General features: G+C 59.3%; 12 protein-coding genes. 3 read left to right on the forward strand and 9 right to left on the reverse strand.

The window, feature by feature from the left end; all coding sequences use genetic code 11:
* Positions 1-207: 207 nt before the first annotated feature.
* From DX908_RS11275 to DX908_RS11290, 4 genes are all read right to left on the reverse strand, one after another.
* Positions 208-1,350 carry a UDP-N-acetylglucosamine 4,6-dehydratase family protein gene (locus tag DX908_RS11275; RefSeq protein WP_199564691.1) on the reverse strand — a complete coding sequence of 381 codons (1,143 nt, stop codon included), beginning with the start codon at positions 1,348-1,350 and terminating at the stop codon, positions 208-210.
* 184 nt (positions 1,351-1,534) lie between these two features.
* Positions 1,535-2,992, reverse strand: coding sequence for a hypothetical protein (locus DX908_RS11280; RefSeq protein WP_116392431.1), 1,458 nt, complete (start codon positions 2,990-2,992; stop codon positions 1,535-1,537).
* Position 2,993: 1 nt separating this feature from the next.
* Entirely contained in the window at positions 2,994-3,668 is a 675-nt protein-coding gene (gene rpe / locus DX908_RS11285) for a ribulose-phosphate 3-epimerase (protein WP_116392432.1), read from the reverse strand.
* A 250-nt stretch (positions 3,669-3,918) separates the two neighbouring features.
* Positions 3,919-4,479, reverse strand: coding sequence for a hypothetical protein (locus DX908_RS11290; RefSeq protein WP_116392433.1), 561 nt, complete (start codon positions 4,477-4,479; stop codon positions 3,919-3,921).
* Positions 4,480-4,577: 98 nt separating this feature from the next.
* Between DX908_RS11290 and DX908_RS11295 the strand changes: the two genes are divergently transcribed.
* Entirely contained in the window at positions 4,578-5,633 is a 1,056-nt protein-coding gene (locus DX908_RS11295) for an aldo/keto reductase (RefSeq protein ID WP_116392434.1), read from the forward strand.
* Between the two features lie 219 nt (positions 5,634-5,852).
* Here DX908_RS11295 and astB read toward each other — a convergent pair whose 3' ends face one another.
* The 3 genes from astB to DX908_RS11310 are packed head-to-tail and all read right to left on the reverse strand — an operon-like array spanning position 5,853 to position 9,691.
* Positions 5,853-7,193, reverse strand: a complete 1,341-nt coding sequence (gene astB / locus DX908_RS11300; protein WP_116392435.1) for an N-succinylarginine dihydrolase — start codon at positions 7,191-7,193, stop codon at positions 5,853-5,855.
* Positions 7,190-8,650 (reverse strand): succinylglutamate-semialdehyde dehydrogenase, encoded by a 1,461-nt coding sequence (gene astD, locus DX908_RS11305; RefSeq protein ID WP_116392436.1) that lies wholly within the window; start codon positions 8,648-8,650, stop codon positions 7,190-7,192. The genes astB and astD overlap by 4 nt, the downstream gene beginning before the upstream one ends.
* A 3-nt stretch (positions 8,651-8,653) precedes the next feature.
* A complete protein-coding gene (locus tag DX908_RS11310; RefSeq protein ID WP_158548707.1) occupies positions 8,654-9,691 on the reverse strand; it encodes an arginine N-succinyltransferase in 1,038 nt (345 codons plus the stop codon).
* A 305-nt stretch (positions 9,692-9,996) separates the two neighbouring features.
* Here DX908_RS11310 and DX908_RS11315 point away from each other — a divergent pair, with 305 nt between their 5' ends.
* On the forward strand, positions 9,997-11,427 hold the full coding sequence (locus DX908_RS11315) for a hypothetical protein (RefSeq protein ID WP_147303782.1): 1,431 nt from the start codon (positions 9,997-9,999) through the stop codon (positions 11,425-11,427).
* Here DX908_RS11315 and DX908_RS11320 read toward each other — a convergent pair.
* Both DX908_RS11320 and ald read right to left on the reverse strand, forming a co-directional pair.
* Complete coding sequence (locus DX908_RS11320) at positions 11,424-12,812, reverse strand: sensor histidine kinase (protein WP_116392439.1); 1,389 nt, start codon at positions 12,810-12,812, stop codon at positions 11,424-11,426. The genes DX908_RS11315 and DX908_RS11320 overlap by 4 nt on opposite strands.
* Positions 12,813-12,871: 59 nt before the next feature.
* Positions 12,872-13,981 carry an alanine dehydrogenase gene (gene ald / locus DX908_RS11325; RefSeq protein ID WP_116392440.1) on the reverse strand — a complete coding sequence of 370 codons (1,110 nt, stop codon included), beginning with the start codon at positions 13,979-13,981 and terminating at the stop codon, positions 12,872-12,874.
* Between the two features lie 421 nt (positions 13,982-14,402).
* Between ald and DX908_RS11330 the strand changes: the two genes are divergently transcribed.
* Positions 14,403-15,584, forward strand: a complete 1,182-nt coding sequence (locus tag DX908_RS11330; protein WP_158548709.1) for an OmpA family protein — start codon at positions 14,403-14,405, stop codon at positions 15,582-15,584.
* Position 15,585 lies beyond the last annotated feature (1 nt).

Genomic DNA, 15,585 nt, shown 5'->3' on the forward strand with positions numbered 1-15,585 from the left:
GCCGAAAGTGACCAGCGCGGCTCATCTTCCTGACATTTTCCGCTGCTTTGGCAGCAGGTGCCGCAGCTTTGTCATCACTTGACTTACGTGGCCTATCGGTTGCGAGGAGGCGGGTGCGCAAACCGGTCCCTCGGTCCAGCTTGGTCCGATGACGGAGTGCCTCTGATCTGATTGAAAACCCGTCTGAAATGACATCCCCGAAGGTCGTCAGTCGGCGTGGCGGGCGCGGTCCGAAGGCGTTGAGATCTGTTCCTTGGTATTCGGGGTCACCCGGAATTCCGGCACCAGATGGTTGACGGCCCCGGCCAGTGCATCCGCATCGCCATCAACCGCATAGCCGATAATCTCTTCGAGCCGCGGCTCCAGCAGCGGCAGGTCGATCATTGACGGTGAGGCGAGAAGGATGCCTTCGACCCCGGTGCGAACGAGCCGCTCGAGATCGTGGAAGACTTCCTCGAACAGCTTTTCGCCGGGCCGCAGGCCAGTATAGACGATTTCGATGTCTTCATGCGGGCGCAGGCCGGCAGCAGAAATCATCCGTTCGGCAAGGGTCACGATGCGCACCGGCTCGCCCATATCGAGCACGAAAATCCGCCCGTCATGGGTCATGACCCGGTTGGATTCATCGCAGAGGGATGCCGCTTCGAGAACGAGCTGCACAGCTTCCCGCGTTGTCATGAAAAAGCGCTGAACGTCCTTATGCGTCACAGTGATGGGCCCGCCTTGCGCGATCTGGCGCTGGAAGAGCGGGGCGACCGAACCGGTGGAGCCAAGGACATTGCCAAAGCGAACCGTGGTGAAGCGGGTGCCAGTCTGGGCGATGTCAAGCGCCTGCGCATAAAGCTCAGCAACACGTTTCGTTGCGCCCATAAAGCTGGTCGGGTTCACGGCCTTGTCGGTCGAGATGAAGGTTACGGCCTCGGCGCCAAACTCGATAGCGGTATCAAAGACGTTCTTTGCGCCCAGGATATTGGTCAGGGCCGCTGGCGCCAGATTGTTCTCGACGATCGGCACATGTTTGAAGGCCGCTGCGTGCAGGACAACATGGGGAGCAGATTTCTCAAAGAGCCGCTTCAGATGCGCTTCCCGGCAGACATCGACGAGAACCGAGCGCATCGACAGGTCCGGGTAACGGCCCCGGATCTCGAGATCGATCTCGTAAAGGTTGAATTCCGAATTATCGACGAGGGTGAGCTCGCTGGGGGCAAAATTTGCGACCTGTCGCGAAAGCTCCGACCCAATCGTGCCACCGGCACCAGTTATCATGACGCGCTTGCCGGTGATGAAGCGTTCGGCCTGGCGCAGGTCAATATGACGCGGGGCGCGATCGAGCAGTTGGGCGCTGTCCAATTCGAGAGCTGTCAAATCGCTCGGGGCAAGACGGGCCCGTACACGGTCAGTGCGACGGCGTCTGAACCCTGGCAAGCCTGCTTTGAACCCCATGCTGCCACAATCTTTCTATATATACGGCCCGAATATGTCCCAACTGACATAGCCTTATGGCAATCTCATGACCATCGGGCAGAAACACAATCTATTGTCCCCACTTTATCCGCCATCGGACGGCGGGACCACAAGGGGACATGACGATTTGATACAATTTTTCTATGCGCCCGTCTGGCCACGCACTGACACTTTCTTCGATCTGTGTCTTTGCGCCATCTATTGTAAGTCTGGCACCTGCTCCTTGATCTAGAGCAATATCGACCCCTCCATGCTCATCGAGCTTGGCCTGACCCGCGCCTATATGCAACCTTAGGTCGAGTTTTTCGGTGGGGATTTGCTCTTCCACGCTTAGCTGATGCTCACTTTCAGAAAGCTCAAACTTCCGTTGGATTGTGCCGCGGCGGCTCGACCAAGAGAGGCCCATTTCCTGAGCGCTGGGGCGCGAAAAGCTCGACGGGGCGAGGGCGGGGATATCAAATCCCGAGGCAGCAGCAGGCGTATTGAGTGCATCAGCCCAGGCCGCCATACGGTCCACAATCCCGATCGCCGCAGGTGAAGGCGCGCCGCAACTGACGATCAGAGGCGTGCGCCCGGTGGTCAGCGCGATACCTCCCGTGCCAGCCAGGTCCTGATCCTTGCCGAGGTCAGCCATGAAGAGTGTGTCACCGTCACGAAGGCTCGCATAACCCATCCGTTCAAGGAGGATTGCTGATTCTGGGCGGATCATGGGGCCTATGCGGTGAAGGGCTGCCTTGTCGGGCGCATATCTGCCGGGCATCTGCACCATGCCGCCCTCCCCGGTCAGAAAGCCGCCAATATAGAGCCGGGCAACTTTCAGCGCTTCATCAAGTTCGGGCGGTGCGCTGAGGCGACGGATGTCAAAGGCTTCGGACAGGATGAAGAGATCATCCGTCTCCTGAAGGGCGACATTCACATGCCGCCAGCTGGCTGGCAGCTCGCCTTCGGCGAGCGGCCGTAGGTACTGGCCCAGTCGGGGCGTGTCTGTTGTGCCGATTTGCCTGTCTTCGGGCAGGCAGAGACTTGCCAAAGTGCGCGCGACCACGACGGGCAGGCGCTGCTTGTCCTTGCCGCGCCGCAGGAAGCGCGAAAGATGCCTTGCCTGTCGGGCTGTGGAATCAAGGATCATCGCCCGCATCGGGCCGTCCATGCCGTTGGTCAGAAGGTCCATATGGCACAGCATCCGGATCACGCGCGGTGCGCAAAGCGTTGCCCGCCACGTGGCGGGCGAGAACCGGCCATGCTGTTCCAGCCAGAAGGCCGTCAGCTTACGGATGGCTTCCGCTCCATCTTCACCAGCGCCTGCGAGGATCGGCAACCAGTCAAAGCGGTGAAAGGATTCGGCTGCGGCGAGACTGCCTGGAGACATATCGTCCTCGGCCGTCCAAGCGCGCGCAGCCTCGATCAGCGCCTCGGACGGGGCCGCCGAGACTTCCGGGTAGAAGACCAGTCGCTGCGGGATGGGACCGCGCAGCTGAACGTCATGATAAAAACGGGCACGGCCACTTTCACGCGGGCGCTTACTCACCTTAAACCGCCAGACTCCCCGCCGCTTTCAGTGCGGCGATGTTCTCCGCATACGCATCGGGACCACCACGGAAAACGGCCGTCCCGGCGACCAGCGCATCGGCGCCGGCTTTTAGGATCGAGGCGGCATTGTCCGGGGTGACCCCGCCATCAACCTCGATCAGGATATCACGCCCCTTCGCCGCAATCATCTGCCGCAGCCGCTCGATACGGGGCAGCTGTACAGGCAGGAAAGCCTGTCCACCAAAACCCGGATTGACGCTCATCACAAGGATCAGATCGATCATGTCGAGCACCGGCTCGACAGCTTCCAGCGGCGTGGCTGGGTTGAGGGCAACGCCGGGTTTAACGCCCTTATCCCTGATCATCTGCAGTGTACGGTGCAGATGCGGTCCAGCTTCTGGGTGCACGGTCAGGTAATCGGCGCCAGCCTCTGCAAAGGCGGCGATGTAGGGATCCGCCGGGGCGATCATCAGATGAACGTCAAACGGCTTTTTCGTATGCGGACGCAGCGCTTTGACGACACCCGGCCCGATCGTGAGATTGGGAACGAAATGCCCGTCCATCACATCGACATGTATGAAATCGGCGCCTGCCGCATCAATTCGTCTGACCTCTTCACCCAATTGGGCAAAATCGGCGGACAGGATCGACGGGGAAATAAGGGGAGCGCTCATGGTCTCGATCTAGGACGGGTCACGGGCACTGACAACCAAGAGCCCTCTCGTCAAAAACCCCCGCCGGGGGGACGGCAGGGGCTTATGGGAATGTGCAAGTTACTCTGGTTGGGGCTAGGGCGCTTTTAGGAGAGAGCGTCAAAACCTTGATCAGTTACCTATCTAACAAATTAGACCGAAATTGGGCGAATTTGGGCAGAATGTGACATTCGGCAAAGTTTTCTCAAGCTTGCTTAATAGCCGGTTAAGCTCAGGCGGAGGCCGCAGCCCTGTCTTCAGCCTGCTTTTTCTTCCGCCAGCCAAGGGCGCTCCATAATAGGGCGCCGCCGCCGACAACGGCGCTGGCCTTCCACGAGACATCAAGCAGCGCAAAGGCAAATAAGGCGCCCAGCGTCAGGACGGACATTTTTGCAGCCGTCCGGCCCGGCGCCTCTAAGACCTCCGCCACTTTGCGGACCGTCGCGCGGGCGGCGCGTCTAGGGGCCTTGGCGGCAGCGCTGACAGCCTTTGTGGCGGCTTTGCGGCTCGAGGCGAGCCAGTTGAGGATGCGATTAAAGCCAAGGGCGGCGATGGCGCCGCCAATCAGCGTGCCGAGGGCCGCGGCGATGCCCCATTTGAGGTGGGCGGGTGCGGCCTCCAGCGTGCCGGCCTGTTCCTCGGCGACGACGCTTGTGCCTGCCGGATCGACGACAATCACCTGCTCTCGCTCCAGCGCCGGGGCGGAGGCAGCAGTCTGCGGCTCGGCAGCGGTAAAGATCGCAAAGGCCGCCGCAATGGCGCCGGTCCCGGCCAGAAGGTCACGCTTTTTCATCGGAGATTCCCACATCGGCTTATATGTGAAGATGGGGGCTTGGGCGAAAGCGGGCAAGGTGCCATCTCTGCCCCTCAACAGACTTTAAGGAGCCGCCCATGTCCGGACTCGACCGACGCCCGTTGGGGGATACGGAGGTTAGCGTTTCTAGCCTTTGCCTTGGGACCATGATGTTTGGCGACCAGATAGGCGAAGAGGCGGCATTCCGTCAGATGGATCGCTGTTTCGATTTCGGCATTGATTTTTTTGACACGGCTGAAATCTACACGATCCCGCCCAAGGCGGAGACACAAGGCGATTCTGAACGCATCGTCGGCAAATGGATGAAAGAGCGCGGTTGCCGTGACAAGATCGTGCTGGCAACGAAAGTTTCGGGCCGTTCGGGCAATCAGTGGCTTCGCGGGACAAAGGAAAAACGGGTCACCCCTGCGCAGATCCGTGAGGCGGTCGAGGATAGCCTTGAACGGCTGCAGACGGATTATATCGATCTTTATCAGATTCACTGGCCTGACCGGCGGGTGGCGATGTTCGGCTCTGAACCAAATGGCTTTGTCGCGCAGGATAATGCTGATGCGGTGCCCATCGCCGAACAGCTCGGCGGCATGGCGGAGCTCGTCCGTGAGGGGAAGATCCGCTATGTCGGCCTTTCGAACGAGACCGCCTGGGGCGTGATGGAGTTTGTCCGCGCCGCTGAACGCGAAGGTTTGCCACGTGTCGTGTCGATCCAGAACGCCTATAGCCTCGTCAACCGGACCTTCGAGCAGGCGCTCGCCGAGGTCGCGATGGAAGAGAAGGTCGGGCTGCTCGCCTATTCGCCGATCGCTCAAGGATCGCTGTCTGGGAAATATCTCGGCGGGCAGAAGCCCAAAGGGTCACGCGGCGAGATGTTCGGGCGGCTTGACCGGTACAAGACCCCGAATGCGGAGGCCGCGATTGCGGCTTACGTCGAAGTGGCGCGGGATATGGGGGTGCATCCGGCAGCGCTTGCCATGCAGTTCGTCACGACACGTCCTTTCGTGACGTCGAACATTTTCGGCGCGAACGGAGATGAACAGCTTGATGTGATCTTCAACTCACTGGAGGTCGAACTGACCACGGAAGTGATGCAGCGCATCACCGACATCCATAAACGCTATACGAATCCGTGCCCGTGAGGAGAAGGCGCTATTCTATCCTGCACAGCCCTCAGGGGCAGCGCGCGAGATATCTGCTGGCTTTGGGTGGGTGCCCGGGATTGTCATGGTTCCTCATTTATGCGTTCACCCCACTGCATAAATGGGTCCCAGGTTGGGTCGCGTTTCCTGCCTTCTTCGCTTTGATGGCAGGCGGTGCGATCTGGGCCATTTCGAAATTCGAACGTGAGCGGAAAGAAGCTACCTTTGAAAATCGTAGATCGGCCCCAGATCAAGAAGAGAGCTGAGCTCATCGAGCGCGGTGCGCACCTCGGTCAGGAGAGCGGGGTCCGCAAGATCCGCTGCCGTCATCCGGTCGCGATAGTGTTTCTCGACCCATGATTCGAGGGCGGAGATTTTTGCCTCATCGAGCAGAGCAGGCGCGTGCGTCTTTCCAAGCTCCTCATCGGTCAGCACAACGCGCAGGCGCAGGCAGGCGGGGCCGCCGCCATTCTTCATGCTCTGATTGAGGTCGAAATAATGCGCCTCGGCGATGGGGCTGTTCCCGGCAATGGCCTGCTCAACCCATGTCCGTGTGGAGGTCGTCGTCTCCGCTTCGCCGGGCAGGATCAGCGCCATGCGGCCGTCGGGTAAGGTAATCAGCTGGGAGTTGAAGAGATAGGAGCGGATGGCATCGCTCAAAGGCACTTCGGCCTCGCTCACCTCAACGAAGATCGGCTCAAAGCCGAGGTCATCGCCGCGCCGCCGTATACGGTCGAAATCAGATTCAGGGCTCTCGAAGGCTTTCTCGTGATAGAGGAGGACATTGGCATTCGCGACGCTGACGACATCATTGTGGAAGGCCCCGGCCTCAATCGCCTCGCGCGACTGGCGGATATAGACCGCCTTGTCATCGACGCCGTGATGGCGGGCAATGGCTTCGCTCGCTTCGCCTGCCTGACGGGGCAGGAAGTTCCAGCCGCCAAGACGCTCGAAGGCGGACCGGCCATAGACGAAAAGCTCCGCTCCCGGCTCTCCATGCGACGCGGCCATCCGGCCATGGTTGGCTGCGCCTTCATCGCCCATGGCGCCCATCACGGGTACCGCGTCATGATGCGCGAATGCGCCCGTCTCTTCGGGGAAATATGTCTTCAGGACACGGCCTGTAAGCGGGTGCTCGATAGAGCGGTGCGCCATTGCCGTCAGGTTCGCCGGGGTGAAATGAACGCGCTTATCGGGAGTGTCCGCGGACGGGGAAACGGTGGCCGCATTGGCGGTCCACATTGCGGCAGCAGAGGACATGTTGCGCAATAGGGCGAGGTCGGTTTTTGCGGCCTGTGCGATGACATCCGCATCCGTCCCAGTGAAAAAACCCATCTTCCTCAAGGCCGGCACGAAAGGACGCTCATGCGGCGGCAGGACACCCTGCTTCAGGCCCAGTTTCATCAGGGCCCGCATCTTCTGAAGGCCCTGCAAGGCGGCGGCCTTGGGGTTCGAGGCTTCGCCGCCATGGCTCATCGAGGCGACATTGCCCATCGAGAGCCCGCCATAATTATGGGTCGGGCCGACCAGTCCGTCGAAATTGACCTCGTAAGCCGTCATGCGTTCAGCCCCTTTGTCTCCATCTCGTCTTTGAGCGGACCTTCCTGCACCATGCTGGCCATCGGCCAGGCACAGTAATCAGCCGAATAATAGCCCGCCGGGCGGTGGTTGCCTGAAAGTCCCGGGCCGCCAAAGGGCGCCTTGCCCGATGCGCCTGTCGTCTGGCGGTTCCAGTTGACGATCCCGGCACGGATGTCCTTGGCAAAGCTCTCCCACAAGGCAGCGTCATCAGAGAGAAGTCCCGCAGCAAGGCCAAAGCGGGTGTCATTGGCGGTGCGGACCGCTTCCTCAAAAGAGGGAACACGGATTACCTGCAGGAGGGGGCCAAATACTTCCTCATCTTTCCGGGCCGTCCAGTGGGTCGTGTCGATCAGGCCGGGGCTGACATAGGCGGGTCCGTGATTAAGGTGCTCTGAGCGGACGATCTCCTCTGCGCCGTGGGAGACCATATCGTGCTGGGCATCGATGACAGCTTGCGCCGCGCGATCATGGATCAGCGGCCCCATAAAGGGCTCGGGCTCGCCATCGGGCGGGCCGACGCGCAGCCTTGGGATAAGGTCCGTGACCGCGTCAATAATGGCTTGCCCCTTCGCGCCTTCCTCGACGATCAGACGGCGGGTGCAGGTGCAGCGCTGGCCGGAGGTGATGAAGGCCGAGCGCGCAATAATGGTGGCGGCGCCCGCCGCATCGGCGACGTCCCATGCAACGAGCGGGTTGTTTCCACCCAGTTCCAGCGCGAGGATTTTCTCAGGATGCCCGCCAAGCGCCTGATGGATCGCGCGGCCTGCCCGGATGCCGCCGGTAAAGGCGATGCCCGCTGTAACGGGGTCGGTGATCAGCTGGTTGGCTTCTGCCGCGCCGCCATGGATCAGGTTGACGACCCCGGCGGGCAGGCCCGCTTCTTCCCACCAGCTGACCATCAGTTCGGCAACGGCGGGGGTGATCTCGGAAGGTTTGAGGACGATCGTGTTCCCGGCGATCAGGGCCGGGATGATATGCCCGTTCGGCAGATGGCCGGGGAAGTTGAACGGCCCGATCACCGCCATCACGCCATGGGCGCGGTGTGACAGCCGGGTCGCGCCATCATCGCGGGTTGGCGTGCGTTCATGATAGGCGCTGAGCGAGACGGCGGCCTTACCCGCAATCGCGCCGGCCTCGGTCGCGGCATCCCACAACGCCTTGCCGGTCTCGGCGGAAATCAGCCTTGCCATCTCGTCCTTGCGCTCGGCGGCAATGGCGGAATAGCGCTCGATATAGGCATATCGTTCGTCAACGGACAGTCGCTGCCAACCTTCAAAGGCGCGTGCAGCGGCTTCAATGGCGGCGCTGACCTGCTCGGGGCTCGCATAGGCGCCCGACCACAGCGTCTCGCCATTGGCGGGATTGGTCGAGGTGAATTCCTGCCCACCACCCTGTTGCCATTCATTGCCGATGAAGAGGTTGCCGCTTGCCGTCATGATTTACTCCTTTGCCCGCAAGGGAGCTGCTGCCACGAGCGCGCCCGGTTTGAAACCGCCCTGTTCAGCAATGGCAGGTGAAAGAACAACCGTTTGCCCCTGCCGGTGGCCGGTGCCGATGGCGCAGGCATAGTCCTGACCATCCAGGGTCGAGACAAGGAACGGCTCGGAGCCTGCGATATGGTCGGCATTGTCACTGACGGTCAGGCGGCGATCTGTGCGTTCCTGTACGGTACGTACACGGTCAATTGGGCACTGAATGGAGGGCCCACCATCGAAAATGTCGATGCAGCGGGAGACGGCAAAATTCTCCGTCAGCAGCATCTTCAGCGCTTGTCCGCTGGTCTTGTGCGGCTTGCCGATCACCTCCTGGCCGTCTTCTGGCAGGAGCGAGACATAGATCGGGAATTTCGGCATCAGATGCGAGATGAAGCGGAAATCATTCGCCGACAGACGGTCGGCTTCGTCAAATGTCGTATGGAAGAATTTTGCCGCGATATGCTCCCAGAAGGGGCAGGTGCCGTCTTCATTGAACCAGCCACGGATCTCGGCCATGACATTTTCGCCGAACCGATCCCTTCGTGTGCCCATGAACATGAGCCGGCTGAGCGAGAGGAGGCGTCCAGCGCCCTGACCACGTGCTTCTTTCCCAACGAGTAGCGTGCCGATCTCCTCATAGCCGTGGAAATCATTGACGAGGAACAGGATGTCGGATGACGCCTTGAGCCCACTTTCGGGAGCCTGCGCGGCAATATGGCTGCGGCGGTAAGAATAGAACGGCCGGTCGGCACCAAGGTCGGGGAAGATCGATGCCATCCCGACTGCGTGGTCCCCATTGTCGAGGACAAAGAAAAAGATATCCCGGGCTTCGGCGCGGCCTGATCCGGCAAAGGCCTTGTCTGAAGCTTCAATCCTTTCGAGAAGAGCTTCTTCTGTGTTCGGAACAGTTGTCATGCCGAGACCGGCATTCTGGGCCAGTTTCAAGAGTGAGGGCAGGTCCTCTTTCCGCGCAGGGCGGACAATCAGAGAGGGGGTGGACACGTTCGGTGAACTCCTTCGGACGGCGGGCTCGGGGTGGGCCCGGCCAATGCTTCTGGTTTTCGCCCCCGGTAAGGGCTCACGGCGGCGGCGGCAAGAGAGGGGGATCAGTCAGGGTGCAGGATGGTCTCCCCAGACCAGTCAAATACAGTGTTTCAGGTGTGTGTGCTGTTAACGAATCCTAACAGGATTAACGATTTAACTGCGTTTCTTAACCAAAAGCCTGTATCTTTTAACCTTTTATTAAGCTACGGAAGAAGCGGGGAGTGAAGGTGTTTAATCACGCGCGAAGGGCGCGGGAGCGTATGATGACAAAACACTACACTGAGCTGACCGGCGCACTGGGCGATAAAATCCAGTTCGGTCCCCCGATGCATAGCGCGGAAGACTTCTTCAATAAGGCTGTGCCCGTCGTCTCAATTAATGGTGTGACCTACGAATTGAGGTCTATCGGCACGCTCGGCTTCACTCTTGTGGGTCCTCTACCAGAGGTTGTCAACGAGGATGACGATCCGCTTACGGCTGTTTTTACACAGTCGGGCCGTGAGATCTTCGAGACTAGAATTCTAAAACCCACACCGATTGATGATCAGGTCATCAATTGCCGCTGTTTTGACCGGGCCATCACGCTTGAAAAGCTCGGCCATGCCAATGCCGCGGCTGTCGCAGCGGCAAGGGTCAGGGCGCCGAAGATCGCGCCAATGGATATTCCGACCGAGTACAAGGTCTTCTGTGCCGATACGCTCGACATCATGGCGACCTTGCGCCGTCAGGTCGAAGAAGAGATTTCACCCTTTGAGCAAGAGCTGACAGCCGAAGAGCGTCACGAACTCGACAAGCAGATGGAAGAAGCGGTCGCCGACCAGTGGCTGCCCTTCCTTGAGCGGGCGAACAGCCTGGTCCTGCCTTTCAAGCACGACGTAGAGATGCGTACCCGCATGAAGCGGTATACGGAGAATGTCGTGACCGGGGAGATGTGCAAGGGCGCACTCCAGCACCGCTGCTATTATAAGCCTCTTGGCTATCCGGGCGACTTCGAGATTATGAATGCGTTCTACGACAATGTGCCGCGCGGCGAGAACGCCTATACCCGGCTTGTCGATATGCTCGGCCTGATCGCCGGTCGGCCGGTTGCCAAGAGGATGCATTATCTGACGGCAGAACTTGAGCGCATGGTTGCGACATCCGACCGCCGGCACCATCACGTGATGAGTGTCGGCGCAGGCCCTGCGCGGGAGTTCAAGCGCTTCTTCGAGCGGGCGGGCAAGATCGATAACGGCTTCTCGATCACGCTGGTTGATCCGGAGACGCGGGCGCTCGAATGCGCGATCGGCAATATCTATTCCTCAGTGAAACACGGTGTTTCCTCGATCATGGTGTCGGGGATGAACACGTCCTTCACCGAGATGCTCCGGCCAAAGAGTACTTTCCGGCATCTGCCGCCACAGGATTTCATCTATTCGGCGGGGCTGACGGATTATCTCAACACCAAGCTGACGAAGTCGATGGTGTCGAAGCTCTATGACCTTGTCCGGCCGGGCGGGACTGTCCTCATCGGGAACGTCAATGACGCACCGAACGGCATGTACTGGTCGGCTGAATATGCTGTCGATTGGAGCATGTTCTTCCGCAACATGGCAGAGATGGAAGAGATCGCCGACGGCCTGCCGGGCAATCCGGAGATCACCGCGGATGAAAGCGGCTCCTATTTCATGCTGAAGCTGACAAAGCCTGCTTAAGCGGCAGTTTTGGGCTGAGCTGCCGCGACACCTTCGGTGGCGGGCGGAATCACGATCTGCGCCAAGCATCCATGATCCGGGATCGAACAGATATAGAGCTTGCCGCCGGCGATTCGCGTCAGTGTTCTGGAGAGTGATACGCCGATACCCAGCTTGTCACCGCCAAGCTTGCGGACATCCTCAACCTGCCGGAGTGCTTCGCCAGCAAGATCGAAATTCGAATTCGTGATCCCCGGCCCATCGTCACGAATCGAGATGATGTCTCCAATGCTCGTGACCTCAGAAGAAATCGTGATGGTGCTACCTGGCGGGCAATAACGAACGGCGTTGTCGATCAGCTCATCAAGCGCACGCGTCATATGCCGCGGATCGACGAAGATGTTCTCCTCGCCACATTCCAGATTGAGCGTAATGCGCTTGGTTTCTGCTGGGGTTTGGTGGCGGTAAATTGCTTCGCGGACGACACGGGTCGGTGTTGTCATCTGTGGGGAGGCCGGCAGCAGACCTGCGTCCGCACGGCTGTAATCCAGCAGACGCTGGCTCTGATGGCTCAGGCTCGTGCCGGCGCGGTAGATCTCTGACGCAAAGCTACGGGTTTCATCGCCCGGTCCATCAGGCTGATCTGTCTGCTCAATGATCTGGGCATAGCCGATAATCTGGTGAAGCGGCGTTTTGACGACATGGCCAAGCACGTTGAGCAGGGCGTTCTTCCGGTCGACTGAACGTTCGGCATCCTCAGCCATCTCAAGGACTTGCGCAAAGTAATGCTCGCGCTCGCGATAGGTCATGAATTCCTTGCGGCGATTGCGCTCAAGGAAATAGTTCCCCGCGGCAGCGCCAAGGAAAATGCTGACCACCATGACCTGACCGGCGAGCAGATCGGGACCAGGTGCAAAGCCATGAGTTGCGATGACGAGGGTAATAGTCATGAAGCTCAGAAGGCCCGCACAGACCCTGAAATTGAGGCGCGCGACGGCGCTAAACTGAACTGCGAGCTGAATTAGCCCGACATAATAGGGCGGTGTGTTCGATCCAATGGCCGCGATAATTCCGGCAAAGGAGACAGACACGATGGCGACGATGGCAACAGTGATCCACATCATGTTGCGATAGCCCCATGGCGTGAATGTCAGCGCGAATAGGGCCAGCAGGAACGGAAAGCTGATGAGCCGCAATGTGACGGTAAAGGGCGCAAGGTCTCCGAGGACGATCCAGTCAAGGATCCCGTAGCCCAGATGGATGAAGGCGCCGGAGATCATAAGCAGCTGATCGAGACGTCCGCCCTGCGCAAGCGCAAATTTCCTGTAGGCACGCTCAAGGTCTTTATCCTTGAATCTTGCCGAGACAGGGTCGATCGCCGCTGGGGCAACGTTGGAACTAGGCATCGTCACAAGGATGATGCCTAGACCAGTATCGTTAAAATTTTCGCTTAACGCGTGTGTCCTCAGACAAAATCTGATGCCGGACGATAAGACAGCCCCAGATCACGAGCGACCGCTTCATGAGTGATGTCCCCTTCGGCCACATTCAGCCCTTCAAGAAGGTGCGGATTGCTGGCCAGTGCTGCCTTTGGACCCTTCCCTGCCAGCTCGATGATATAAGGCAGGGTGCGGTTGGCGAGGGCCACGGTCGAGGTGCGCGGCACGGCGCCTGGCATGTTGGCGACACAGTAATGAACGATGTCGTCGACGATATAGGTCGGATTGTCGTGCGTTGTCGGTTTTGAGGTCTCAAAACAGCCGCCCTGATCGATCGCAATATCGACCAAGACCGCGCCTTTTTTCATTGTGCCCAGCATATCGCGGGTCACCAGTTTGGGCGCTGCGGCGCCGGGAATCAGAACCGCGCCGATGACGAGATCGGCGGTCTGTACGGCATCGGCGAGCGCGCCAGCGGTCGAATAGACTGTCTGGACCTGATTTTTGAACAGTGCATCGAGTTGCTCAAGGCGATTGATAGAACGGTCAAAGATCGTGACATCAGCCTGCATGCCGACGGCCATCTGTGCCGCGTTGAAGCCCGAGACCCCGCCGCCGATGATAACGACTTTCGCTGCGGCAACGCCGGGTACGCCGCCAAGCAGCATGCCGCGGCCGCCTTGCGATTTCTCAAGGCAATGTGCGCCGACTTGGACGGACATCCGGCCCGCAACTTCACTCATCGGCTTGAGGAGCGGCAGGCCGCCGTCGATGGCGGTGACCGTTTCATAAGCGATGGCCCAGGCTTTGGATTTCATCAGGCCTTCGGCCTGGCGCTTGTCCGCGGCGAGGTGAAGATAGGTGAAGAGCGTCTGCCCCTCGGACAGCATCTCGCATTCCTGCGGTTGCGGTTCCTTGACCTTGATGACCAGATCGGCCCCGAAAGCATCCGCAGCAGTCGGAACAATTTTGGCGCCCGCAGTTACATAGTCCTCGTCCGTGAAGTCGATTCCGACCCCGGCATTGGTCTCGACGACGACCTCATGGCCCAGTCGGGTGAGTTCCAGCACACTGTCCGGGTTGAGCCCCACACGATGTTCGAGAGTTTTGATTTCCTTAGGTACACCAATGCGCATGGGGCCTCCGAGAGCGAGTTGTGATCCGGTCTTCTGAATGTCGCCGGCTGATGCGGGGCCGGTAAGCGCAAAACACCCGCTTGTCACCACCCATATGGAGCCTATCGGATGGTGTGTCGGGCGGAGCACAGGGGGGAGCAAAAAGCGGTCTGTGGCACCGCAGCATGAAGGAATGCCCTCAAGATAGCTTGCGTTTGACACAAGCTCGCCTCAAATTTCTGCTGGATTATGGATCGCATCGCGGATTGATGCGTTTTTGGATCAAGCCGCATGTGCGGCGAAACGGCGTGAAAAAAGGCTTAATGGAAGGTTCCCTTCAGCCACTTTGATCGCTATGAAGTGAACGGGGTGTCATGTGTTGGCCGCGAGATTGCTACCATCCTTGACCAGCACCAAACGATCGGACCTTCAGGAGGGGATGATGAAATTTAAACTCGCTCTGCTGGCTGCGGCGGGCTCAACTGCAATGTTCTCGAGCGCCATCGCGCAAGAAGACACAGGTTGGTACGGCGCTCTCGGCGCTGGCTATGTTTTCGAAAACGAAGTCGATTTCGAAAGCGCCAACTCTAATCCGGCTTTCGATTCTACGATCGACGCCAGTGACAACGTCGCCGTTTACGGCGCGCTTGGTAAGTACCTCAGCAATGGCTGGCGTACGGAACTCGAATTCGCGACGCGGACCCAGAATGTCGACTCGATTGACGGCGACGGCCTCGGCTTCGCTGGCTTCCCGACCACGGCTTCTGATCTTGGCGACATCACGGTTTCGACCCTGATGGTCAACGCGTACAAAGAATTCGCGTTCGACATGAACGGCAAGATTTCGCCTTACCTCGGCGCAGGTATCGGTGCGGCTTACTTCCGTCCGGACTTCAACAACATCACCAGCCCGACGGCTGCAGATGCTGGCGGTCCGCAGTTCTCGAACCGTCTCGTTGTTGCTGACAGGGATTATGTCCCGGCTGCCCAAGGTATGGCTGGCCTGACGTATGACTTCGCCGACAACATGATGCTCGACCTTCGCTACCGTTACCTCAAAACGGCTGAAGTCGACTATGGCGGGTACATGAACAGCGCTTTTGCTGACTTCTCGTCTGAGTATGACGCACACGAAGTGACTGCTGGTTTCCGTTGGAACTTCGGTGGCGCTCCGGTTGTCGTCGATACGCCGCCGGCTGTTCAGTACAAAACCTGCTTCGATGGCAGCCGCGTGGAAGTCACTGCTGACTGCCCGCCGCAAATCGAAACGACGACTGACGTCACGGCGAACATGGAGCCGCTCGTTGTCTACTTCGACTACGACAAGTCGAACCTGACTGACGCTGCGCGCACCCTGATTGCTGCACGCGCTGATGAAGCGATTGCTGCTGATGTTGCTGGCGTTAACGTCGAAGGTAACACGGACAGCTCCGGTTCTTCCGCTTACAACCAGGCCCTTTCGGCTCGCCGCGCTGGCGTTGTCCGTGATGCTCTGGTTTCCAACGGCATCGACTCGTCGATCATCACGGTCGAAGCTCTGGGCGAATCGAACCCGGCTAAACCGACTGCTGATGGTGTGCGCGAGCCGCTCAACCGTCGTACGGAAGTCACCTTCAGCTACTAAG

The sequence above is a fragment of the Parvularcula marina genome (assembly GCF_003399445.1).
Taxonomy (GTDB): Bacteria; Pseudomonadota; Alphaproteobacteria; order Caulobacterales; family Parvularculaceae; genus Parvularcula; species Parvularcula marina.